The 22,577-nt window shown below is 59.6% G+C and carries 18 protein-coding genes and 1 pseudogene; 10 read left to right on the plus strand and 9 right to left on the minus strand.

Going from position 1 to position 22,577, the window contains the following annotated elements; all coding sequences use genetic code 11:
* The first annotated feature begins 30 nt into the window (after positions 1–30).
* The 4 genes from NGM07_RS16420 to NGM07_RS16435 all read left to right on the plus strand — a co-directional run bounded on the left by NGM07_RS16420 (position 31) and on the right by NGM07_RS16435 (position 3,149).
* A complete protein-coding gene (locus NGM07_RS16420; protein ID WP_253513491.1) occupies positions 31–408 on the plus strand; it encodes a DUF7344 domain-containing protein in 378 nt (125 codons plus the stop codon).
* 195 nt (positions 409–603) lie between these two features.
* On the plus strand, positions 604–1,938 hold the full coding sequence (locus NGM07_RS16425) for a PQQ-binding-like beta-propeller repeat protein (RefSeq protein ID WP_253513493.1): 1,335 nt from the start codon (positions 604–606) through the stop codon (positions 1,936–1,938).
* A gap of 111 nt (positions 1,939–2,049) precedes the next feature.
* Positions 2,050–2,688: a helix-turn-helix domain-containing protein gene (locus tag NGM07_RS16430; RefSeq protein ID WP_253513494.1), complete on the plus strand. Its 639-nt coding sequence runs from the start codon at positions 2,050–2,052 to the stop codon at positions 2,686–2,688.
* A 101-nt stretch (positions 2,689–2,789) separates the two neighbouring features.
* Positions 2,790–3,149, plus strand: coding sequence for a group I truncated hemoglobin (locus tag NGM07_RS16435; RefSeq protein WP_253513496.1), 360 nt, complete (start codon positions 2,790–2,792; stop codon positions 3,147–3,149).
* Positions 3,150–3,214: 65 nt separating this feature from the next.
* Here the strand turns inward: NGM07_RS16435 and NGM07_RS16440 are convergent, their stop codons facing one another.
* From NGM07_RS16440 to NGM07_RS16450, 3 genes are all read right to left on the minus strand, one after another.
* Positions 3,215–6,073 carry a lamin tail domain-containing protein gene (locus NGM07_RS16440; protein ID WP_253513498.1) on the minus strand — a complete coding sequence of 953 codons (2,859 nt, stop codon included), beginning with the start codon at positions 6,071–6,073 and terminating at the stop codon, positions 3,215–3,217.
* Between the two features lie 208 nt (positions 6,074–6,281).
* Positions 6,282–6,710, minus strand: a complete 429-nt coding sequence (locus tag NGM07_RS16445) for a DUF8154 family protein (RefSeq protein ID WP_497007264.1) — start codon at positions 6,708–6,710, stop codon at positions 6,282–6,284.
* 21 nt (positions 6,711–6,731) lie between these two features.
* Positions 6,732–6,869, minus strand: a complete 138-nt coding sequence (locus NGM07_RS16450) for a hypothetical protein (protein ID WP_197407743.1) — start codon at positions 6,867–6,869, stop codon at positions 6,732–6,734.
* 53 nt (positions 6,870–6,922) lie between these two features.
* Between NGM07_RS16450 and NGM07_RS16455 the strand changes: the two genes are divergently transcribed.
* Positions 6,923–8,203, plus strand: a complete 1,281-nt coding sequence (locus NGM07_RS16455; RefSeq protein WP_253513501.1) for an RNA-guided endonuclease InsQ/TnpB family protein — start codon at positions 6,923–6,925, stop codon at positions 8,201–8,203.
* A 49-nt stretch (positions 8,204–8,252) separates the two neighbouring features.
* Here NGM07_RS16455 and NGM07_RS16460 read toward each other — a convergent pair whose 3' ends face one another.
* Positions 8,253–8,933: a nucleotidyltransferase domain-containing protein gene (locus NGM07_RS16460; protein ID WP_253513503.1), complete on the minus strand. Its 681-nt coding sequence runs from the start codon at positions 8,931–8,933 to the stop codon at positions 8,253–8,255.
* A gap of 831 nt (positions 8,934–9,764) precedes the next feature.
* Between NGM07_RS16460 and NGM07_RS16465 the strand changes: the two genes are divergently transcribed.
* The gene (locus NGM07_RS16465; RefSeq protein ID WP_253513505.1) at positions 9,765–12,851 is read left to right on the plus strand and encodes an ATP-binding protein; all 3,087 of its coding nucleotides are present in this window, start codon (positions 9,765–9,767) and stop codon (positions 12,849–12,851) included.
* A gap of 16 nt (positions 12,852–12,867) precedes the next feature.
* On the opposite strand, the gene NGM07_RS16470 is transcribed toward NGM07_RS16465, so the two are convergent.
* Together NGM07_RS16470 and NGM07_RS16475 are read right to left on the minus strand one after the other, a co-directional pair.
* Positions 12,868–14,130 (minus strand): phage NrS-1 polymerase family protein, encoded by a 1,263-nt coding sequence (locus tag NGM07_RS16470; protein ID WP_253513507.1) that lies wholly within the window; start codon positions 14,128–14,130, stop codon positions 12,868–12,870.
* Positions 14,131–14,912: 782 nt separating this feature from the next.
* The gene (locus NGM07_RS16475) at positions 14,913–15,320 is read right to left on the minus strand and encodes a hypothetical protein (RefSeq protein WP_253513509.1); all 408 of its coding nucleotides are present in this window, start codon (positions 15,318–15,320) and stop codon (positions 14,913–14,915) included.
* A 52-nt stretch (positions 15,321–15,372) separates the two neighbouring features.
* Here NGM07_RS16475 and lipP1 point away from each other — a divergent pair, with 52 nt between their 5' ends.
* Both lipP1 and NGM07_RS25545 read left to right on the plus strand, forming a co-directional pair.
* Positions 15,373–16,314: a LipP1 family hormone-sensitive lipase gene (lipP1, locus tag NGM07_RS16480; protein ID WP_253513511.1), complete on the plus strand. Its 942-nt coding sequence runs from the start codon at positions 15,373–15,375 to the stop codon at positions 16,312–16,314.
* Between the two features lie 117 nt (positions 16,315–16,431).
* Positions 16,432–16,608 (plus strand): annotated as a pseudogene (locus NGM07_RS25545) (DUF7261 family protein); the annotation flags it as partial.
* A 22-nt stretch (positions 16,609–16,630) separates the two neighbouring features.
* Here NGM07_RS25545 and NGM07_RS16485 read toward each other — a convergent pair.
* On the minus strand, positions 16,631–17,857 hold the full coding sequence (locus NGM07_RS16485) for a PKD domain-containing protein (RefSeq protein WP_253513512.1): 1,227 nt from the start codon (positions 17,855–17,857) through the stop codon (positions 16,631–16,633).
* A 314-nt stretch (positions 17,858–18,171) separates the two neighbouring features.
* Positions 18,172–18,417, minus strand: a complete 246-nt coding sequence (locus NGM07_RS16490) for a hypothetical protein (protein ID WP_253513514.1) — start codon at positions 18,415–18,417, stop codon at positions 18,172–18,174.
* Between the two features lie 185 nt (positions 18,418–18,602).
* Here NGM07_RS16490 and NGM07_RS16495 point away from each other — a divergent pair, with 185 nt between their 5' ends.
* On the plus strand, positions 18,603–19,445 hold the full coding sequence (locus NGM07_RS16495; protein ID WP_253513516.1) for a DUF389 domain-containing protein: 843 nt from the start codon (positions 18,603–18,605) through the stop codon (positions 19,443–19,445).
* A 299-nt stretch (positions 19,446–19,744) separates the two neighbouring features.
* Here the strand turns inward: NGM07_RS16495 and NGM07_RS16500 are convergent, their stop codons facing one another.
* On the minus strand, positions 19,745–20,986 hold the full coding sequence (locus NGM07_RS16500) for an RNA-guided endonuclease InsQ/TnpB family protein (protein ID WP_253513518.1): 1,242 nt from the start codon (positions 20,984–20,986) through the stop codon (positions 19,745–19,747).
* Between the two features lie 312 nt (positions 20,987–21,298).
* Here NGM07_RS16500 and NGM07_RS16505 point away from each other — a divergent pair, with 312 nt between their 5' ends.
* Positions 21,299–22,543: an MFS transporter gene (locus NGM07_RS16505; protein ID WP_253513520.1), complete on the plus strand. Its 1,245-nt coding sequence runs from the start codon at positions 21,299–21,301 to the stop codon at positions 22,541–22,543.
* The last annotated feature ends 34 nt before the right edge of the window (positions 22,544–22,577 follow it).

Below are 22,577 nucleotides of genomic sequence, written 5' to 3' on the forward strand. Positions count from 1 at the left end.
TCGGAGAACTCAAAAGAGTGGTGGATAATAATGTGCTCTGCCAAACGAACGTCACAAGACACCCCGCCAATCAACGACGGTGGAACATCGCTTCCAACTCGTATCTTTAGGGCTCTTGTCCATCAACGCCGTCGATACGCCCTCTACTATCTTCGTGACCACGAACAGGCCCAGACCGACGACCTTGCCATCCAACTTGCTGCATGGGAGCAGGGCATTCCAAAACATGAAACCCCCGCTGAGGAGGTCAAACGGATCAAGACGAATCTCGTCAACACGCAGTTCCCGAAACTCGAGGATTACGGTTTCATCGAATACGATTCGCGAAGCGAAGCTGTCTCCTATTCGTACCCGCCAGAGATTCTTGATGAAGCCCTCGAACTTGCGGCAATCATCGAAACCCCGTAAAAGCGGGTGTGAGCGAAGGCTTGTCAGAGTTCATCTCCGACGGTAGCGAACAACCGGAGACTTTCATATGGAAGTCGAGAATCATTACGATATATATGCAATCGATTCCCGTGATTCTTCTATTTCAAAGAGAGAAACGACAGGGTCGTTTTCACTCACCAGAAGACATTTCATTGACTATTTGAGACAAGAGGTATGGTTTCCCGTAGACGGCTCCTCCAAGCTGGAGCGTTCGGCCTCTCGGCGACTGCAGGGTGTCTCTCCACCCTCCGTAAGTCCGGTCGGTCGCTTCCGAATGACGTTGGCGATGGTGAAACACAGACGCCGGGCGATGTCCCCGAGTGGACGCCAGCGTGGACACTGCCGTTCGATGACTGGCACGTCCTCGGACTCGATACTGCCGATGGACTCCTCTATGTCACATTGAGCAAGAGCAATGGTCCCTCGTCGATTGCGGCTGTCGACCCCGATTCGCAGTCAGTCCGTTGGCAGACGGAGTCGGAAGGCGAAGCAGTCGCCGGTTCTCACGTTCCCGACCAACAGACGGCAAAAGACCAGTGGGGAGTGACGCTGACCGAAGACACCGTCTATGCCGTCGCCGGGCCGGTAGAGAAACGCGAGTGGAGTTCGCTCCACGCGCTTTCGCGGGCTGACGGAATGCGTCGGTGGTCGTTGAAACGCAAGCGCGAACTCTCGGTCGCCGGCGTCGTCGACGGATTGGTCGTTGCGACCGGTCTGGAATTCTTCCCGCCGCCCGGGACGACACCCGTGAGCCACCAGACGCCGGAGTCACCGCTCTCGACTACCGTGTACGGCCTCGATACAGCGACCGGGACGGTCCGGTGGACTCGCACATTCACTGACGTCCAGGACGTCGCCGTGGGCGATGGAATCTACGTCGCCGACACCGACCGACTCGTGGGGCTCACGGTCGATGGGAAAACGCAGTTCACGTACGACCAAGGGCCAGGCAGCTTGGTCGGGGCGACCACCGACCGTGTCTTCTACGTGACCGGCCAGGGAGTTAGTGCAACAGTTCACGGCGTCTCCCCGGACGGCAGTCGGGACTGGCGGCGAAATCTCCCGGTCGACGAAATCCTGGTCGATGGTGACCGGTTGTACACCGGCGGTGACACGGTTGCTGCAATTGACGCAGATGGAACTGTCGTTTGGACCGACAACGAGTACGGCCACTGGCTTCTCCTCGACCCGGACCGCGATACACTCTATACGCGGTCGCAGATAGCCGCCGACGCAGCGACGGCTTACGATGTTAGTGGAAGTAAGCGCTGGACGTTCGACCCACCATCGAAGGATGCGTGGCCGGAGACTGCAACCCGTGATGCAGTCATGGTCACCGCAATCACCGGGGATCACGCTGATGAGCCGTTCTATACGCTGTATGCCGTGAACGCCAATGGGAAAGCGACTGCCGCGCTCGGCAAGGACACGGTATTCGACGCGACCGGACTCGACGGAACGATCTATATTGGCGATGGAGAGTCGAATCTCGTCGCGCTCAACCCGTAGGTGACGGTTATCCGGATCGGCAGTCCAGGAAAGGCTTCGCGAAGTACGAGTCCCTCAGAGTCGTGGTGCGATTTCGGTGTTCTCTTAGGCGCTTGCTCGTTTAGTTCTCGTATGGGGGCCGGCATCCACGTCGAAGTTGAGTTGACCGGAGTTGATTCCTGTCCTGTGGTTTCGATGAGCGAGGATTCGGAGGTGACGTCGGTCTTCACCGACCGACGACCGGGACCGAACGGGAGTCAGGTAGTCGGGGAGCTCACGGTGAGCGCAGACGATGAACGGTCTTCACCCGAATGTGTCTCGGAGGTATTCTCCGATGCCACGGAGTCGGTCTACCGGTTCTCGAACGAGCACGGCGGCTGTCCGTGTGACCGCCTACCCGACCACGGTTGTCCAGTCCGCGACATCCACGCTGCGTCGGGGGCACTCGTCGTGTCGTTCATCGTTGGCGATGTCGAGGCATTGAAACCGATTATCACTGACCTTCGGTCGCGCTATTCTTCCGTCCACGTTCGTCGATTGACGCAGTCAAATGCCGATGGCCGAGAGGCGCTCCTGTTCGTCGATCGAAGTGCATTCACCGACAGGCAATTCGAAGTACTACAAACCGCCCACGAAATGGGATACTTCGCCCAGCCGAAGCGGGCCGACTCGGCCGACGTTGCAGCGGAACTTGATATCTCCGCCGCGACGTTCAGTGAACATCTCGCGGCGACGCAGGAGAAGCTACTCGAACAAGTATTCGAGCAATAGTAATGGTATTAACGTAACGGTCTTGCATATTGCTTAAATAAACCCAGGTATATTAGGAATAGGGCGTATCCCAGCTCCGCGCCGAAGACGAAGTGGAGACAATGCCCCAAACAATCTACCAGGAAATCGGCGGCCAAGAGGCGGTCGAAGCCGTCGTTGACGACTTCTACGACCGCGTCCTTGCCGACGAGCAACTCATCGAGTATTTCGAGGGGATGGATATGGAGGCGCTGCGCGCCCACCAAGTACAATTCATCAGTTCGGTCGCCGGCGGACCGGTCGAATACTCCGGGACCGATATGCGCGAAGCACACGCCCACTTAGATATCACCGAACCGGACTTTGATGCCGTCGCAGAACATCTCGAAGCGGCTCTCCGGAATAACGGCGTCGGCGACGACAATGTCGAGGCAATCATGGCGGAGGTTGCCGCGTTGAAGGCACCGATCCTCAATCGATAGGATTCGAGAGCGGTCGAATCCTGTATTTTGACCCGTTTTCCATTTAGTGTCTACCTCGGGTGTGTTCAGTAACTGTACGCTTCGACCTGCGCTCCTGTATCGTCGAAGACGAAGACGGTATCACCCGAGTTGTTCCAGATCGCAGAGCCACTGCCCCAGTAGAGGTCGCTCGACGAATCCGTCCCACTCCCAGTATGGAGCATCACTGTTGCGCCGGCATCGAGGCTAAACCCACTTGGGAACGCGTACGTATGAGCGGTTTCGTCCTCGACCGTATACCCACTCAGGTCGAGCGACCCGCTCCCTGTACTCTCGAAGACCACATACTCGTCGTTGAGATTGTCCGTGTCGCTTCCGGAAGCGTCCGCGTGGACGCTCTGGACGGAGATGTCGCCCGTTCCTGAGGAATCGGGATACGAGTGCTGGACGACGAGCGCGCCCGTATCGTCGTAGACGGAGCAGGTGTCGCTGTCGTTGTTCCACACCGACGAGCCTCGTCCCCAGTAGAGGTCGCTCGACGAATCGGTGCCACTGCCCGTATGGAGCGTCACCTGCGCGCCGGGCGTGAGCGTGAAGCCGCTTAGGAACGCGTAGGTGTGACCAGCACTGTCCTCGACGGTCCAGCTAGTCAGGTCGAGATTACCACTGCCCGTGTTCTCGAAGACCACGTACTCGTCGTTGAGGTTGTCAGAATCACTGCCCGACGCATCTTCGTGAATCTCGGCAATCGAAATCGACCCCGTTCCGCCGACGGAGGGGTAGGCCGAGAAGATCGGATACGAGGTGTCGAACGCGGTCGTCGTCGGGAGCGTCGAATCGGCGTTGACGTTGTTCGTCGAGTCGGTCACCTTGTCGTCGTTCAACCGGAGTTCGGAACCCAAGCCACTCGCGACGTCGTTCAGGTTCGTCACCGCAGAGTCGGGTGCACCGCTCGCGCCCATTAGGATGACCGCACCGCCGTCGTCGACGTGGCCCTGCAGTGCACTCAGCTCCGAACTCGTGAACGCCTCGGCGGGCGAGGTGACGATGAGCGCCTGGCCACGCGAGAGGTTGTCGGTGGTGAGGTTGTTCACTTGCTCGAATTCGATGTCGAAGCCTTCGAGGTGGCGCTGGTAGTAGGCTGCATCCTCACTGCCGAGCGCCCAGTCTTCGGTGAACTGTCCGTGGCCACCGTCGATCAGGACCTGGCCGTCGAGCGAGGAGAGGTAGTCGATGAGGTTCGTCAGCACGACGAAGTTCTCGTACGTGCTCGTATCCACCGCGAAGCCTTCTTCCTGTTCGCACGATTCATCGATGAGCAGTCCACCGACGATGGCGACGCCCGCCGTTTCGTCCACCCCGACGAGCGGGAGTTCGTCCGACCCGTAGTCGTACCCACCAGTTGTCGACTGGGTAGCCGAGGACTCCGCATAGATTGCGGCCTGCTTGTCAGGGAGCGCACCGGACGCTGTCTTCACAGTCGTTGCTTTGGGGAAGAACAGATTGTCGGCGTCTCGGTTACGGTACTCGGTGGAGTTTGCTGGGTCGCTCTCCGTCCAGACGTGCAGGGAGTCGGCCTGGGCAGTCACCTCGGCATCGTAGAACGATTCGTGGTTCAGGAACGACGAGCTGTAGAGGCGGGCGTATCCTTGCGCGACCATATCGTAGTTGTAGAACGTATCGCGGGCGCCGTTCCCCGATTTGTCGTAGTGGATGTACCCCAGCAGTCGGTCGTAGGTGTCGAAGATGCCCGGTTCACCGTCGTCGAACGAGAGGTCGACGTTGATACCGCTCAACTCCTGGGTAGCGTAGTCCGACGCATTTGCGCCCCAGGTCGCGAGGTAGTCAAGGCTCTCGATGCCTTCCCATTCTTCTTCGCGCTCGTGCTGCTGGTACTGGGCTTTCTCGGGGGTGTCGATTCCGAGAACCCGAACGGTTTCTTCGCGGCCGCTATCGAAGCGCACGTCGACCGTGTCGCCGTCGTTGACGTCGACGACGGCAACGTCGTGAGTGGCGTTCGGGTCAATCTCCATCCCCGGCCGATTCGCGAAGTAGTCGAAGGCGCTATTGTAGCGATCCGTGGTCGGCTTGTAGTACGCCCCACCGTTGTTCGTGTTGTCGGTCACCTGGTCGTCGTTGAAGCGGAACGCGAGCGAGAGGCTAGTAGCGAGGTCATTGAAGTTCGCCGTCTCGTCGTAGTTCGAGTAGTCAGCGCGGTCGTGGAGGAAGAGCACACCGCCGTTGGCCACGAAGTCAGAGAGTGCCTGTTTCTCCGAGGACGTGAACGCCGTCGAGGGTGCGGTAATCCACGCGGCGTCGGCCGTCGAGAGGTCCGAAGCGAGCGTCGAGGTCGCCTGGACTGAATAGCCGTTCTCGCCGGCGTAGTTCGCCATGTTCGAGAAGTCGGTGAGCGGGTGGTACTGGTCGTGGCCTTCGTCGTAGAAGACGGTCCCGGAGCCTCCGAGGTGGGCGTCCCAGACGTTCAGGACGAACTCCTCGTTTCCGCTTCGGAAGTTTGCGTTGTTCGAGACGAGGGTTGCGCCGAAGCCGACGACATCCCCGTCAACGGCGACGAGGGGGATGTCCGTCGACCCGTAGTCGACGGCATCGCCGTTTCCATCGGAGTCTTCGTTCGATGCCGTCGTTTCTGCCCAAACGGCGACGTTCGAATTGGTGGTCAGTTTTCCGTTGTTCGCGTTCAACAGGCTCGCCGACGAGTCGAATTCGAGGTGTTCAAGCGTCCCTGTGGCAGCGCTCGCGAAGTCGATTGTGTCCGTACTGGTTGTGCTCCCGGCGGCAGCAAGTCCAAGTACGCTGATGAATTGACGACGGCGCATAATAGCAACATGTGAAATACCGCAATAAATTCTTGGAATAGTTGTATTAAGACACACAGTGTCAAAATGTGGCCAACGGTGATTCGGCATACCGACGGTAAGCACCATCGTCCCAGATAGTAAAATTGTGATTAGTAAAATCGTGATTTAGATAATCGGCAGTGAATCAACGAGAGTGCACGAAAGCGCGTTGAAGAAGAGTCGGTAATCGCGATTCATGAAATTGGTCGTCGATGCGAACGTCGTTATCTCGGCACTGACTGCAAACTTGAAATCAAGAGAGCTCAGCTGACCGTTCGAGATGACCTGAAGGGTTCTACCCTTCTACTTCACAGAGACACTCATGTCGCTGTGATGAACGACCAATGACGAATGCATGGGTTTCGCTTGCAAGAAGATACATCTTCTCAGCACGGTCGGCTGCAGCAAGCCCATCCTGATAGTACGTCTTTGCACGGTGGTTTCGCCAGAGATCTGCGAGATCCTCAGCTACCGACTCGGCAAAGATTCCAACTGAAGCTGCTTCGCGGTATACCCCGGGATGAGTACCAGGTAAGTCGTCTGGTTGCATCGTTCCACGTTCGAGTAAGCGGAACTCGACCGTCCGTTCGATAGCCACAAACGAAGCTTCGATGACGAGAGTGTAATAACCCGCTTCACGAAGCGAGTGTGCGCCAGCGAGCAGTCTACCTGAATTAAGGAGAGAGTCCCGCCGTTTACGGCGGGCGTGAATCCGATACTCCACGACACAAACCACGTTCGACGCTTACTCTGGGGTATCCTCTCTAACCTTTTTCTCGCCTTCAAGGAGCAGCCCCTTCCATGTCAGTCCACGGTGTTTTTTCAATTCCTTCAACCGCTCGTACTGTTCCTCGTCATCGAACTCGATGCGTACTTCGACCATGTAGTAACACATTAGCCACATACTTATGTGTGTTCGGATGCAACCAGTAGTTGATGAAGCGAGCCAACACGTTCGAGGTGGTTCCTCTGTCCAACGAGGACGAGGAGTTGCTTCGACGCTTGTTGGACGCTTCTGCCGCTCTCTGGAACGAAATCAACTACGAGCGCCGCGAACACTACGCAGACCCAGACAGAGACGTATGGGAAATAAGCGAGTACCGTGGTCGCTACGGCGGTGTTCTCGGTGCTTCGACAGTCCAGCAAATCGAACGCAAAAACTGCGAAGCATGGAAGTCGTTCTTCGCGCTCAAGAAGAAAGGCGAAGCCAACGGAAAACCCGGATTCTGGGGCAACTCAGAAGACGGACGGGAACTCCGAACGTCTATCCGAAACACGTCATACTCTGTCGAGTGGGGCGAATACTCTCGCCTCGAAATTCTCGTCGGCAAAGACCTGAAAGACGAGTACGGGCTTGGATACCGTGAGCGCCTCCGACTCGAAGTTCGGGGCGACCCCAACTGGAAGGAGTACGAGAAACAGGGTCGGTTGGAGTTGTTCTACGACGAGCAAGCACAAACGTTCAGGGCCTTTCAGCCAGTCACAATCAGCGAAGACCATTCTCGGCTGGCACACCCACTGGCTTCCGAAGAAGCCGCTCTGGATATTGGTGCGAACAATCTCGTCGCCTGCACAACCACGACCGGGCAGCAATACCTGTATGAGGGACGCGACTTGTTCGAGCGATTCCGCGAGACAACGCGAGAAATCGCACGCCTTCAATCCCTCTTGGAGGAAGGTCGGTACAGTAGTCACCGCATTCGACGCCTGTACGACCGGCGTACCAAGCGACTTGACCATGCTCAGGACGCACTCGCCCGCGACCTCATCGAACGACTGTATGGCGAGGGCGTATCGACGGTGTACTTCGGAGCGTTAACTGACATACTCGACACATACTGGTCGGTAGAAACGAACGCGAAAACGCATAACTTCTGGGCGTTCCGAGCGTTCGTGAACCGACTGGCGTGTACCGCCGAGGAATACGGTATGTCAGTCGAGGTTCGGTCTGAGGCGTGGACGAGTCAGGAGTGTCCCAACTGTGGTTCAACAGAAGACACGACGCGCCACCGTGACACGCTGACCTGTCCATGCGGTTTCGAGGGACACGCAGACCTCACGGCGTCAGAGACGTTCTTGAGACGGCAGACAACGGTAGCACGGTCGATGGCACGGCCTGTATGCCTCAAGTGGGACGACCACGAATGGTCAGAGTCACCACGCTCAGTTCCCAACGAGGAGCATACAAACCTGCAAGTTGCCTCCGTGGGTCGGTAAGCGATACCCCTAGCGTGAGGAAACCTCGCCGTTCACAGCGAGGAGGATGTCATTCATCTGCGAACACCGCCTTTCGAATCGACTGAAGACGGTCATCGCCATACACCGTGATTCCCTCTTCGAATATCTCCTGAAGTTTCGCTCCCGCTCGTTGCGCACTCTCTTTCGATTCAACGTACGGTTCGAATACAAATCGATCTCCGTCGAACCGCTGGTCACTAAGATCACCGACTACATCTGTAATGAGTCGCCGTGCGCTCGTTCGGTCACCATCAACGACGATGAACAGGTCAATGTCACTTCGTCTGTCGGCAGTACCGCGAGCGACGCTTCCAAAGACGATAATCCCGAGGACAGTATTGACCTCGTCAGCCTCAGCAATGGTTTCACGAACTTGTTCGACGAACGTCCGTATTGGGTCGCGAAACTCTGTTTGTTCGATTCCCAGTATCGGATCGTCTTTTTGCAGGCGGTCTGGGTCGATTGAGACGTAGTTTCGCTGCGGCGTCTCTCGGATTCGAACTGCTCCGATACTGTCGAGTAAGTCAATGGCTCGCCAGACCGTCGAGCGAGCGACGTCTGTTGCATCGACAAGTTCTGGAATCGTGAATTCTGTCTCATGGGCATCGGCTAGCAGACGGAGGATATCGTCGGCGACACCGATACGGAACACGTCGGTATCTCTACTTGGGGGTACGTCGATGCAAATGGCCGTCTGTCGTTTCGCCATCTCGGATACTATCTGATTCTATGCAACGACATATAAAGATGAGTGGTTCTATCCACAACAGGATGTTTTCCAGCCAGACTCAACGAAGACATTGCAGGTGAGTATCATGTGGAGAAAACTACAAACGTTCGTATCACCTCGATAATACGCGCCACCCTCAATTTCCAGCTGGTCTTTACGAGATGTTAACGCGGTGCACTGCGAGGGAGACGTATCGCATCTCCTCCCAACGACAGCGCCGGTGATGCATCGTCTGCGAACACTCCCGCACCACGAGAGTACATACAAATCCAGCCGACGACAGACCAAATCTCCCCGGACGGAGTCGAGAACCATGTTCGTCGCCTGCACAGGTTCGCCCGAGAGTCGGATGACCGTTCATGGCATGGACGTCTTCGCTCGAAGGAACCTCAGACACCGAAGACAATCGAGTGGCTCATCGTTGCGACGTCCGATGAAACGCTCGAGTATTACGTCGGCATACACGGCTCAGAGAACTCGTCTCTCGACTCGCTCGAAGGTGTTCTACGAGGAATCTTCCCGGACAGCTACGAGTTCAGTCGCGAAACAGTCGACCCAGATATCCTCCTCGACAATTCCCTAGGACCTACCGAGACGGCCACCGACAAAGAGGGCAGACCTGAAGGCGAAGCACCGCCAGAATCGTCCGTCGCGAGCATCGAATTCTATAGTCAGGGTGAACGCCGTGAGGACTGGCAGACACGCCTCACTCCCTACAGTGACTTCCAGACCGACGACTCTGATGCGCGACCGCCGCTCACCGCGGTCGTAGAAACGCTGGCCACGACGGACGTCCCCGTCGTCTTCCAAGTGCTTCTCCGTCCGAAACCCGACTGGACGCTCAAGGCGGACTTGCGACGCCGCAAGCTCGAAAAAGGCGAAGAGTCGTTCCTCGGTCGAGTCGTCGAGAGTCTCTTCGTCCCGAACTCACCGACGGAAGAGACGACAGCGCAGACACAGCCGGTCACCCCCGAGAATCAGCGTCGGTTAGACGAACTCGACGAGAAGGAGACGCGCCATTGTTTCTCGGTGAACGTCCGAGCGGTAGCCACCGCTCGTGACCCTGCAGCCGCGAGCAGCGCTGTAGGTTCGCTCTCGACGGCCCTTGAACCAATCGGGCACTCCTGCTATCAACTCGCGGTGGAGACGAACGAGGCGGCTCCTCGTGACGCTGAAAGCAACCGGACAAACGCACTCGGTACACTCGATGCCATTCGTGACCGGGAGTTTCACGAGATGCAGACCGGTTTCTGGACTCGTCTCCCTGGAAGGGGAACAGGCAGTCCCGAGATCATCGCCGCACCGGACGAGGTTCCAAACTTCTGTCTGCTCGGTGGGGCTGGACTCACATCGAACGCGAAGCGAGCCCTCGATCTCACACCAGGCGAGCGGACGGCCGTTCCTCGACCGCCCTCCGAGCACCTCGAACCGTATCTGGTACCTGGACTTACACTTGGCCGCCCGTTGACGCAGGACAACGCGCCAGATACGGAACTGCTGTCACTTCCGCCAGCACTCCAACCGCTCCACGTTGCGTGGTTCGGCAAGACCGGGTCGGGGAAGTCGACGAGCCTCATTCGGGCGATGCTCGACAACCACGTCGCAAACGACGGCCCCTCTATTCTCATCGACCGGAAGGGCGACGGCATGCCCATCGAGTATCTGCGTGCCCACTACGCGACGTACGGCACCCTCGAGAACATCTACTTTTTCGATTGTGCGGAAGTGCTGCCTGCACTCTCGTTCTTCGATATTCGACCACAGCTTGCGGTCGGCGTCGACCGCGCCACGGCAGTCCAGGACGTGGTCGACCACTATATCGAACTCCTAATCGGGATTATGGGCAGAAACCGCTTCGAGCGAGCCGTTCGGTCACCGGACATCATCCGCTACCTCGTCAAGGCGTTGTTCGACCCGGTGCATGGCTCGGATGCGTTCTCTCATCGCGACCTCCAGCGGACGGCGATGCGAATGGCCGACACGCAGGATGCTCCGCCGGTGAGCGACGAGGATCTTGCGGTCCTGCTCGGTGGGGTGGTCACGACCAGCCAACGGTCGTTCGTCGAAGTAATGCAGGGCGTGCTGAACCGTATCGAGAAGGTCCCGCTCGACGACCGCCTCGCCGAACTCTTCAATCACGTCCCGGACGGGGGAGATGAGACGGACTCCCAGTTCGACTTCTTCGATGTCCTCGAGGAGAATGCGGTGGTTCTCATGGACACGAGCGGCCTGCGCACAGAGAGTCGACGGGCGCTTACGCTCGTCGTCCTCTCGAACCTCTGGACGGCGCTTCGAAGACGTAAGCACCTTCACACGAAACGAGGGGCCTCTAGAACGGACTCCGAAACTGGTGAAGAAACGCAGGACCCGTCGCTCGTAAATCTCTACATCGAGGAGGCAGCTGACGTCGCGGCGTCGGGGCTGATGACCGACCTTCTTGCCCAGTCGCGTGGATTTAGCTTGTCGGTGACGTTGGCGATGCAGTTTCCGGCGCAAGTCCGGAACGCGGATACCGAGGCCTACGCGGAGATTCTGAACAACATCTCGACGATCGTCACGGGGAACGTCGCGGTCGACGCAGATTTGGAACGCCGGCTCGCGACCGAGGGGATGCCCCCGAGCGAGGTCGGCAATCGCTTGCGTGCGCTCAGGCGCGGCCAGTGGTTCGCGACGCTTCCGGCGGGATTCAACGACCCTGAACCACGGCCGTTCCTCCTCGAATCTGCGCCGCTTCCTGCTGGGCATCCGGAGGGTGATGCGCCGCTGTCTGAAACCCAGGCGCTCGCGTTCGACGCGCTCGTCGACGTTGTCCGTGACCAGACGCGACTTGAGGCCGGACTCGACATGCTCGGTGACGAACCTCCTACGAATACCGATGTACAGAACGAGGTTTCAGAGTCGAGTTCACCGTCGACGGAGAGAGTCGATTCTGCGCTTCCGTACACCAAGCGTCTCCCAGTGTGTATCCGTTATGACGAGGCAGTTCACGCAATCGTCTGCACTGGGTGTGAGAGCCGCCACGACCCCTCGTTTGCGGGCGTGAAACGAGGAGTTGAGTGTTGTTCGAGCTTGGAGCGTATCGATCGCAAGGACTTCCCAATTTCGAGTACCAATTTGATGCTCTCAGCACGAGAGCGTGAGGAAAGTGAGTACTCTGATCGCCAGCTCGCGTTCCTGCAGGCAGTCCACTCTGCCCATCAGGGTGAGTACGACCCCGAATGGGAGTACGATATCTGCTGGGACGATATGACTCGTCTTCAGGAGTACGTTGGCATCGAGGCCGAGGAAGTGCAAGACCTCCTCGACGATGACTTGCTGACTCTCGACTGCACGCATCCTCACCGCCTGTATACGGTCACAGCTGAGGGACGAAATGAAATTCAGGTCGCCTATCGGGAGGGCCTTGCATATGGCCATGGCGTCGGTGACCTCGGAGAATCGAGTCTCCACCGTGTGATGGTAGAGTTCGGTCGTCGATACGTCGAAGAAGCCTACGCGAACGATGCTGAATCTGATGTGGTGGAGGTCGTTCCGTACTATGAGCTCGATGATGGACACCGATTAGATGTTGCGGGCCTGGATGTTGATGGAACCATCCGGGCAGTACTTGAAGCCGAACGTGTCAACCACGATGTACTCCGGGCTGTGCCGGAGGATTACGATAAGATGGCGGCGTTCGACCCTGAGGATGCAATTTGGGTTGTGAAGAACCGCGATGCCGCCCACGACGTACTGGAGGCGTTGAATGATCCACCGACCGGCGAGATTCGTGTCGAGAAGACGTACAGTCGCTCGTCACCGCCTCGGGCGTTCCGCCTTGATGCCCCAGGTTGTTCGCAGATTCATACGCTTCAGTACCTTCGAGACACGGTGCTCGAATTAGAACCGCCGAACTGAGACTGATTCTCGGTTTTCAACGAGACGAGGTGAAGATATGCTTGAGACGAGCAACGATGCCACGAGAGACGGACGTTACTTCCTGAACCTCGTTTTCGAGCGCCTTGCGTTTCGAACGTTCTGTGTCGCGCTCATCACGAAGGCGCGCGTTCTCTGTTTCGAGTTCCCGAAGCTGACGTTCAAGTGTACTAATCGTCTTGATACGTTCCTGCTCACGTTCGTAGGTAGAGTTTCTGTCTTGCGAAGGACGGACATCGACTGCCGAAGAAGACGATCCCGCCGAATCGACTGTGACAGTGGTGTCTTCTGGCCGCGCCTCGTCGGGTTTCTCACTCGGCGAGTAGTGCTCGTTGGTCACCTGAACCGCTCGATCGATGGTCGTCTCGCCATACGTACTGCCGTCGGCGTAGTGGACGACATCCCACTTCTCACGGAGCAGTCCAGATTGTCGAAACAGCCGATCCATTTGGGTCGTGTCTCCACCGGTCCAGAACGCGAGGAGGCACGCAAGCGCCATGTCTGCTTCAGAGTTGCTGTCGTACCCATGCGTTTCACCGCGCCACAGACGTTCGAATTTCGCGCTGTTTGATGCAGCTCTGGCACGAGAGAGTAGTTCTTCGTCTGAAAGTCGACTCTCCGATGATGAAGCTGACTGTGGTTCGGTGGAGCCGTTAGAATGTCCTGGCTCGTCAGGGGTCGATACTTCGTCTTCATCTTCGTCTGCGACGTGCTCGGCGTACACCCCGGAGAGGGCGTCTGTCCGTTCGATAATCTTCGTGGGTGTCGTCTCAACGTGGCTTGCAGTCACCGTGAAGAATCGAGCAGTCTCATAGAGTTCGATATCACCGCGTCGATTTCGGCCAAGGGGGAGTTCACCCTCGATGAGCACGTGGAACCCCGTTCCTGAAGGACTGACCTCGGTGTAGGAGTTGAGTTTGTGGATGATATCCGACGCCCAGTCCTTCGGCGTTTCTGTCTTGGGATTTCGTGCATCGTCGAGGTCGATTCCGACGAATGGGTCGTGGCCACAGAAGACGAAACCGAGCCCTTCAGCAGCACCGTTGAGTGCATATTCATGTGCCGTCTCGAAACTCCCCCACGTTTCGTCGTCGGTTGTGGATGCATAGCGACCGGTATAGGGATTAACGGGGATTTTCGTCTTCTTCTCGCCGCGAGTCTGTTCTCGCCAGCAAACCCATTGGTCGTATTCGAGAAGTGATTCCGGGATGTCGGAGGCCGTTGGCAGTGTCGTCATCTCTGGGGTTGGGCTTCTCATCATCGGGAGACGTCCGAGTACTGAGTGACGTATTCCACTACTGCAGGCAGAGTATTTCATGCTATTCTGCCCCGAAATGATGTGATACAAGGTAAATTGTTCACCAGCACAATATCGAACATCTACACCCCGGGAAAACGGACCACCAGTGGCTGAGAACCTTCGACTGGTCTGCTAGTGGACTCTCTGCTCGTCTACACCCGCTGATTCTCCCGGGAGAAGGACTGTTGTGGAGAGATGTAGAAAAACGGGGATGGATCTGCTGTCAGCGGCAGTACGCTGGTCGGCACGTCGAACGATGAATCGGTGATAGAAGGCTTGAAGGCCAGTAATTAGATTTCTCGGAGAGTGGAACGTCTACGGGCGAAAACGGCGATATCGACATAGAAAGTGGGGTGTATCCCCAGATTTCACCGCCGATGATTATTACACAGTGCTTGCCAGAGATGCCGTATGCGATCCAGAAAACGTACTAGTGCAGGTTAGAAGCTCCGTTCTATTGAATCTCGGTGTAATTACCGTTTGAGTTGTTCCATGGAGTATAGACGGCTAACCCCTCAAATTCGACACTGTATCCGGTGATGTACCGTCAAATTCGGTATTCAGATGTGAACAACCGGACTCGGTGGTTTCTGCCTCTCTCCCTCTCGGGCAATGCGTAAACGGAGACCCTTGGATACAACCGCTCTCCTCCGTCGAGACCCCAAACCAAGCGCCTATTGCGCGACCGCCAGAACCCCAGTAAACTCTGAACCGGGATACCGTACGCTACACCCCTCAACAAACTACATCTCCCGGAAAGAAGGTGAATTCGTATCTGGTTCGATGATAACCGAAGACAATGAGAACACGAGAATCGAATGGACTGAAGGGGTGTATGGAAGTATTGACGAGATTGAAAACGCCTGTTCTGAGTCGAACCTGAGCGTGTACCTGTAATAGCGATCATCGTACTGCAGTAACCGATGCTGGCTATCTGACTCGGCAAGACCGTCCTTAGTGATATTACCATCGAGGTACGCCCACTTATCGAGTTGCTTCAGTATGGATTTGAAAGCAGACGAGTAGGGGTGTGATTCACGATATGAATCTCCCCGTGCATGAAGAATGATTTCGCGTTCCTTTGAGGAGAGATTCTCACGATTCAATTGTGAATCAAGCAACACTGCCTGAAGAGCCTCTATGGGACTCACCATCGGTCTGCGCCGGCAGGAATTGATAACCCCGCGGCGCGAACACCGGTCCATGCCAGAATTGCACCCGGAGGCCAGCGCCTTCTTGGAAACCGTCGACGCCCTTCCGCAACCGCCCCGCTACGCGCTCACCGTCGAGAGCGCCCGCGAGGCGCTGCGGGAACTGTTCGCCGACGCAGAACGGGACGCCGAGGTCGAGGAAATGAGCGAGTTTACGATCCCCGGTCCGGTGGGGAATCTCCCCGTCCGCCTGTACACACCACGGGCCAACGCGCCGCACCCGACGCTGGTGTTCTACCACGGCGGCGGCTGGGTGGTCGGCGATCTGGACACCCACGACAATGTCTGCAGGGCGCTGTGTGCTGGCGCCGACTGCGCGGTCGTCAGCGTCGACTACCGTCTCGCGCCCGAGCATCCGTTCCCCGCAGCTGTCGAGGACGCCTACGCGGCCCTGAAGTGGGTCGCCGAGCACGGCGAGGGAGCGACGCTGGATACGGATCGCCTCGCCGTGGGCGGCGACAGCGCCGGAGGGAACCTCGCCGCCGCGACCGCCCTACTGGCCCGCGACCGCAACGGGCCGGCCCTGACTCACCAGTCCCTGATTTACCCTGCCGTAGCGTCGATGGGCGTCCAGGAGTTCCCGAGTTACGAGGAGAACGGCCGGGGCTACCTGCTGGAGATGCCCGGGATGGAGTGGTACTGGGAGCGGTACGTCCAGTCGCGGGTCCACGAGCGCAATCCGTACCTTGCGCCACTGCTGGCAAGCGACCATTCGGACCTCCCGCCCGCGACGGTCCTCACGGCCGGATTCGATCCTCTCAGGGACGAAGGCCAAGCCTATGCCGACCGTTTGGAGGCGGCTGGTGTCCCCGTCGAACGACACCACCATGAGGGACAGATCCACGGGTTCGTCAGCCTAACTGACTTCATGAGCTCGGCTGACGACGCGCTGGACGACCTCGCCGCCGACCTGCGGACGGCATTCGAGGCGTAGGATCCCGCCCGGTAGCTCCGAATCCCGTTCGCGAATTCCTCTCAGGTCGAGTCGGGGACCGCCTACCGCGTCGCGTACAACCAATCGGCGGCCGACGCCTGACGTCGGGAGAACTGTCCGTCTGGCCCGAACCGGCAGTTCGGCGCGTGCGAGGCTCGGCAGGGCGCGGTCGTCCAGGAGCGCGCAGGCGAGACGCACGTACTGGCGGTCACGTTCGACGTCCAGGTGACGACAGAGCGCGGGACGACCGAGATGACGCTCGTCGTCGAAGCGGTCGACCGGTCGTCGAAATAACGAGAAGAGCGTCGAGAAACCGCTATGCCAGGACGAACGTCTGCTGGGCGGTGTCCGTCTTCCCGTTCTCGTCCTCGACTTCGAGGGTCACCGTGAACCGCCCGCAGACCGACGGCGGCGTCATCTCGACGGTTTCGCCGGTCGCGTCGAACGTTCCGTCGCCGTCCAGGTCCCAGCGGTAAGTCGCGATGTCGCTGTCACCGTTCGGGTCGGTCGAGGTACCGGCGTCGAGGGTCACCGTCTCGTCCGAGCCGATGGGTTCGGAGGCGGCGTCCTTCGGCGTGGTCTGTATCTCGGCGGTCGGTGCCTCGTTCGGCGCGTCGCCGGACCCGCCGTCTCCGCTACCGTCTTCGCTACCGTCTTCGCCGCCGTCGCCACTTCCGTCACTTCCATCTCCACTGCCACCGTCGCCACTGCCGTCTCCGCCGCCGTCGCTACCACCGTCGCCATCTCCGCTTCCGTCGTCTCCGTCCCCGCCGCCTCCGTCGCCCGTCGCGAACAGTTCGTCCTCGACCAGTTGGCGGACGAGGTGCTGGTGCCACTTCACCCGCTGGTCGACGGGGACGCCCTGCGTCGTGACCTCGGCGAGGTAGCCCGTCGCGCCGGCGTCGCGGGCGGCCTTGTGGCTGAACAGGCCGTCCAGCCCCCGGTCGGGAGCGGAGAACGGCGCGACGCCGAACTCGTAGCGCCGTTCGGAGACATAGTGTTCGTTCACGTACCGGGTCGCGGCTTCGGCTTCCTGTCTGGCCGCGTCGCCCCACGAGTGGAACAGCGCTTGCCCCACGCCGCCGACCATGTCGCCGTCCCAGATGCCGGTCGACTCGTGGAGGTCGACGACCACGTCCGGGGCGAACCGCTCGACGACGCCCCAGACGGCCCGGGCGAGTTCGGTTTCGGGGGTTTCGCCGGTCGGGAACTGGCGGTTCAGGTCGACGCCGCCGTCGGCGACGCGCTGGTCCTGCGTTACGGCGAGCGCGTTCGCCCGGGGGATGGTCACCAGCGTCCCGCGGTCGATGTCCCACTGGGCTATCTCTTCTGCGGCCAGATAGCCCGCGGCCTCGTTGCCGTGCATCCCGCCGACCACGAGCGCGGTCGGACCGGACTCGCTGGCCCGCGTCACGCGTACCGTCGTCTCTTGCTCGGTACCGCTCATAATGGTGTACGAGTCCCGCGAAAGACCGCTGCTCTGGGTCTTGCCGCTCGTCTGGAGCGCACCGACGCCGAGTAGTCCCGCACCGCCTGCAGCCATCAGAAAGGTCCGACGTGTACTAGGCATGAGTCTACGACTGACTCTTGGAGCATCACTCCTTCTTGTTTTTGGCCATTCATCCGGAAATACGCTGGGAAAATCTAGAATTCAAAGACTATCTGGATTTGATTTCCAAAAAGTGTGTTCTACGGTACTGTCCTCGGACAACCGGTGACCACGGCGGGACGCGTCCGAAATTACGTTACGACCTTCGAAACGGTGTCGGGGCGTTCCGAGCGTTCGCCCGGAGAAACTCCATCGCTCTCGGTCCTCCCATCGCCCCCGAACGAACTCGACAGCGACGACACACTACTTTACTCGAAGATTCGCTCCTTCTCTCGCGACCGTGACTGCGACCCGCCCGACCCGCCGTTCCCGCCGGAGAGTTTCGTGTACGCATAGTAGGCCAGGTACACCAGGAGGGCCAGCGCGACGACCGTGACGAGGGTGCTGACCAGCCACGAGAGGAAGCCCAGCACCACGGCCACGATCTTCGCGACGACCCAGAGGCCGAGGAGGCCGAGCAGGAGCCAGCCGCCGATTCGAATCCACCGGTTCATACCGCGACGGTTTCGTTTCAATCATCATACCATTTTCGGCTCTCCTTCCCGCGGAGGGGCCGGAAACGGCATTTGTCACGCTCACCGATATGTTCGAACGTGAGATGCGTCTCGTACAGATTCTCATTAAGGACGAACATCGAGAGGACGTGTTCGACGCTCTAGACGAGAGCGGAGTGGACTTCGTGGCGCTCCGTACGGACCGGCGCGACGCCAGCCTCGTTGCCTTTCCGCTCCCGTCCGGCGCCGTCGAAGAGATAATGAGCCAACTGCGGGAGGTGGGCGTCGACACCGACCGGTACACCATGATCAGCAACCTCGAAGCCGCGCTCACGTCGAACTTCGACGAACTGGAGAAGCGCTACACCGAAGGCCCCGACGCGGAGTCGCGCGTCGCTCGCGGCGAACTCCGGACGGCCGCTCGCGAGATCGAACCGGACCGAACGATGTTCATGGTCCAGGCTGTCCTGAGCGCGACCGTGGCGGCCGCGGGCCTCCTGCTCGACTCCGCGATCGCCATCGTCGGCTCGATGGTGATCTCGCCGTTCACCAGTTCGCTACTGTCCGCCGCCCTCGGCGCTATCATCGGCGACTGGAACCTCTCGCTGGACGGGTTGAAATCGCAGGTGCTCGGCCTGACGCTCGCGGCCCTCGCCGCCGGCGGCGGCGGTCTCATCGCCCGCGAAGCCGCGCTCGTACAGCCGAACCGCGCGGTCCTCCACATGCACCAGATTACGCAGTTCAGTTCGCCGAACCTGCTGTTGCTCACGATCGCGGTCACCGCGGGGGCCGCCAGTGCGATCGGCCTGGCGACGAACCAGGGAGTCGTGCTCGCCGGGGTGGCCGTCGCCGCCGCGGTCGTTCCCTCGGCCGCCACCGTCGGACTCGGCCTCGCCTGGCAGCAGCCCTCCGTCGCGTTCGGCGCGTTCCTCCTCTTACTCCTCAACATCGTGTCCATCAACGTCACCTCCGCCGTCACGTTCCTCCTGTTGGGCTATCGACCGTCGGTGCTCAAAGACGACCGATAGGGCCGGCCTTCTCCGGGGCGACCGTACCTCTCTCGGACGTTACCGCACCCGAAATCCCCGTATCGCTCGCGTCGCCGAACTCGCATCGCGTGCGTCTGGACGCGATACGGACGACCACCCCAGGCAACCTGACCGGCGGCAACCAGTCGTCGTTCGACGGATAGCCCGTCCTCTACGCGCGGCCGTTCCTATTCACTCGATTTGAGCGCCGCTCACGTGTAGACGGAATACGGTTCAGAGAGGAAATCGGACGGCGAACGACGACCGAAGTGCGAGAGTCTCGGCAGGAGTGAACTACCCTACTCGCTCACGTCTGACGCTGTTCGCTCCTTGAGGGTAGGGCTTCCTGTTTCGACGACGCGCTTTGCAGACACGGACGTATCCACAGGGAGCGCAGTCTCCACAGGCGTTCCTTCGGAGTGTCCCACTCCTACATCTTCGAGGCCGCGAGACAGGATGTTCCACGCCGCGTTCGCGTCTCTGTCCGACTCAAACCCGCAGGCAGGACAGGAGTGCTCACGGACCCACAATGGCTTGTGCGTCGAAACGCCACACGCCGCGCACTCTTTGGTCGTCCCTCTCGGGTTCACCGCGACGAAGTGCGTCCCCTCTCGCTCACACTTATATTCGAGCAGCGAGAGGAACGTCCGCCACGCGGCTGAGGCGGTGTTGCGGCTGTTCGACGGCGACTCCAGCATCCCCCTCACGTTCAAATCTTCAACTGCAACAAGGTCGTACTCCCTAGCATAATAATTTGAGAGCTTGTGGAGGAAGTCACGGCGCTTCCGTTTCAGGTCGGCGTGACACTCCGCGACCCGACGCCGTTGCTTCTCATAATTGTTCGATCCGTGTTGCTTCCGCGAGAGCTTCCGTTGTTCGCGTTCTAACTGCTTGCGTTCGTCGGAGAGGTCGAGCGATTCGACTGCCATGCCGTCGGTGTCGTGAGCGTATGTGAGAATCCCCACGTCAATGCCAACGCACTGCTCGGGATTCTCGGACAGGTCGGGTGGCTCACGGTTTATCTCGACACCGAAGGTGGCGAACCACTCGCCCGTCGGCTCCTTCTTGAGTGTGACTTGCTTGAACTTCGCGTCGTCAGGGATGGCGCGGTGCAGCCGTATCGGAATGTCCGCGAGTTTCGAGAGTGACAGGACAGTCTGACCGCCCTTCTTGTCGAGCTTGAAGCCAGACTGGTTGTACGTGAAACTGCGGAATTCCCGTGGTGGCTTCCACTTGAGCGCACCAACGCTGTAGCCGTTCTGCTTGAGTTTGGAGAGACTTTTGAGGTTGTCGAACAGCCGTTCAACGACGGTCTGGAGTACCTTCGAGTACACGTCCGAAAGGCCTTCCCACCATGTCTTGAGGTCGGGCAGCTCGGACCGTAGGGTGGTCATGGACGGCAGTTCGCCGTGTTCATCTTGGTACTCGTTGAGGCGGTAGAGCGTGTGGTTATAGAGTTGCCTGCAAATATCGCGGTGGCGGTCCAACTCCTTGCGGTGGGTGACGGACGGTCTGAGTCGATATTTGTAGGCGTAGTACATCCCTTATTTCCGTTTCTCGATCAGTTCGTCCAGCTTTTCGCGGACGAACGACGAGAGGTTAAGGTGTTGGTCCTCAATCCACTCGTCTTGGTTCTCTCGAATGGTAATCGTCTTCCGTTTCACTGTAATGCACGCTATACGTACTATGCGTATAATAGCTTCGGGAAAGCTTGGACCGGTGGGACAAGTGGTGAACGTTTTTGGGAAATGTGCGGCGCTGTATCCCCCTCTCTATTCACTTCGCTTGTTCGTTGAGGAACGGGGCTTAGCGCTTCAATCCAGCTAAGGCGCCTCGCGACGACAGTTCCGACGATGGACAGGACGTCCGACGTTCGATTCTCGCGCTGGTGGCTCGTGGCGGTCGCCGCGGTGGCGATGGGCGCGGCCGGAACGTACCAGTTCGCGTGGTCGTCGATACGGATACCGCTGGGGACGAGGCTGGCGGCCCCCGAGGTCGCGCTCGGGACCGTGTTCACACTCTTCGTCGTCCTGCAGACCGTCTCGCAGTTCCCCGCCGGGTGGGTCCGCGACCGCTTCGGCCCCCGAATCCCGACGGCCGTGGGGGCGCTCTCGCTGGTCGCCGGATACGCGGGGACGGCCTGGGCACCGACCATCGAGTACGTATACCTGTTCTACGGAATCGCCGGGGTCGGGGCCGGGACGATATACACCGTCGCCATCAACACGCCGGTGAAGTGGTTCGACGAGCGACGCGGGTTGGCCACGGGCGTGGTCGGACTCGCCTACGCCGGACTGAGTTTCGTCCTGATTCCGTTCGTTCGGGAGAGCGTCGCCGACGACTTCGGGCGGACGATGCTCGGACTGGCGGCGCTCGTCGGCGTCCTGACGCTCGCGGCCGTCCCGTTTCTCAGGGACCCGGCCGACGAGGACGCCGACGCCGGCGAGGTCGGGAGCGACGGCGGCACCGTCCGGGAGGACGCAGACGCGGCGGTCGCGCCCGACGCGGGGGAGTACACCTGGCGCGAAGCGGTCCGGACGTGGCAGTTCTGGCTGCTCTACGCGGTGTTCGTCGCGGTCAACGGCGCCGGCCTGATGGTCATCGCGAAGGTCGTGGCGTTCGCCGAGGCGATGGCTCTCCCGGCGGCGGCCACCGTCGCGGCGTCGCTGGTCGCGCTGGGGGACGGCGCCGGGGTCCTCGTCGGCGGCACCGCCTCGGACCGGTTCGGACGCGAACGGACCATCACCGTCTCGCTCGTCGTCTGCGGCGTCTGTCTCGCGGGCGCCGCGGCCGCGGCGGTCGAGGGGCGCTCGATGGCGTTCGTCGGCCTCGTCACCGCGGCCGCGTTCTTCCGCAGTCCCGTCTTCGCGGTGGTGCCGAGCCTCGTCGGCGACTACTACGGGACGAGTCACTCCTCGGAGAACTACGCCGTCCTCTACTCGTCGAAGCTGTGGGGCGGGGTCGGCGGCGGAACCGTCGCCAGCGCCCTCGTCGTCCGTCTCGGGTGGGACTCGACGTTCTTCCTGGCGGCGATTCTGGTGGTGCTCGCCGGATTCGGGACCTACTTCCTGCGGCCGGTGGATTCCGACCGGTCGTAGTGTCGCGCTTCGGGACTGCGACATCGTGACGGTG

Source organism: Halorussus vallis (assembly GCF_024138165.1).
Taxonomy (GTDB): domain Archaea; phylum Halobacteriota; class Halobacteria; order Halobacteriales; family Haladaptataceae; genus Halorussus; species Halorussus vallis.

Coding starts and splice junctions, on each gene's coding strand:
- NGM07_RS16420 (WP_253513491.1), top strand. CDS start 31: ATGTGCTCTGCCAAACGAACGTCACAAGACACCCCGCCAATCAACGAC.
- NGM07_RS16425 (WP_253513493.1), top strand. CDS start 604: ATGGTTTCCCGTAGACGGCTCCTCCAAGCTGGAGCGTTCGGCCTCTCG.
- NGM07_RS16430 (WP_253513494.1), top strand. CDS start 2,050: ATGGGGGCCGGCATCCACGTCGAAGTTGAGTTGACCGGAGTTGATTCC.
- NGM07_RS16435 (WP_253513496.1), top strand. CDS start 2,790: ATGCCCCAAACAATCTACCAGGAAATCGGCGGCCAAGAGGCGGTCGAA.
- NGM07_RS16440 (WP_253513498.1), bottom strand. CDS start 6,073: ATGGTGCTTACCGTCGGTATGCCGAATCACCGTTGGCCACATTTTGAC.
- NGM07_RS16450 (WP_197407743.1), bottom strand. CDS start 6,869: ATGGTCGAAGTACGCATCGAGTTCGATGACGAGGAACAGTACGAGCGG.
- NGM07_RS16455 (WP_253513501.1), top strand. CDS start 6,923: ATGAAGCGAGCCAACACGTTCGAGGTGGTTCCTCTGTCCAACGAGGAC.
- NGM07_RS16460 (WP_253513503.1), bottom strand. CDS start 8,933: ATGGCGAAACGACAGACGGCCATTTGCATCGACGTACCCCCAAGTAGA.
- NGM07_RS16470 (WP_253513507.1), bottom strand. CDS start 14,130: ATGATGAGAAGCCCAACCCCAGAGATGACGACACTGCCAACGGCCTCC.
- lipP1 (WP_253513511.1), top strand. CDS start 15,373: ATGCCAGAATTGCACCCGGAGGCCAGCGCCTTCTTGGAAACCGTCGAC.
- NGM07_RS16485 (WP_253513512.1), bottom strand. CDS start 17,857: ATGGCTGCAGGCGGTGCGGGACTACTCGGCGTCGGTGCGCTCCAGACG.
- NGM07_RS16490 (WP_253513514.1), bottom strand. CDS start 18,417: ATGAACCGGTGGATTCGAATCGGCGGCTGGCTCCTGCTCGGCCTCCTC.
- NGM07_RS16500 (WP_253513518.1), bottom strand. CDS start 20,986: ATGTACTACGCCTACAAATATCGACTCAGACCGTCCGTCACCCACCGC.
- NGM07_RS16505 (WP_253513520.1), top strand. CDS start 21,299: ATGGACAGGACGTCCGACGTTCGATTCTCGCGCTGGTGGCTCGTGGCG.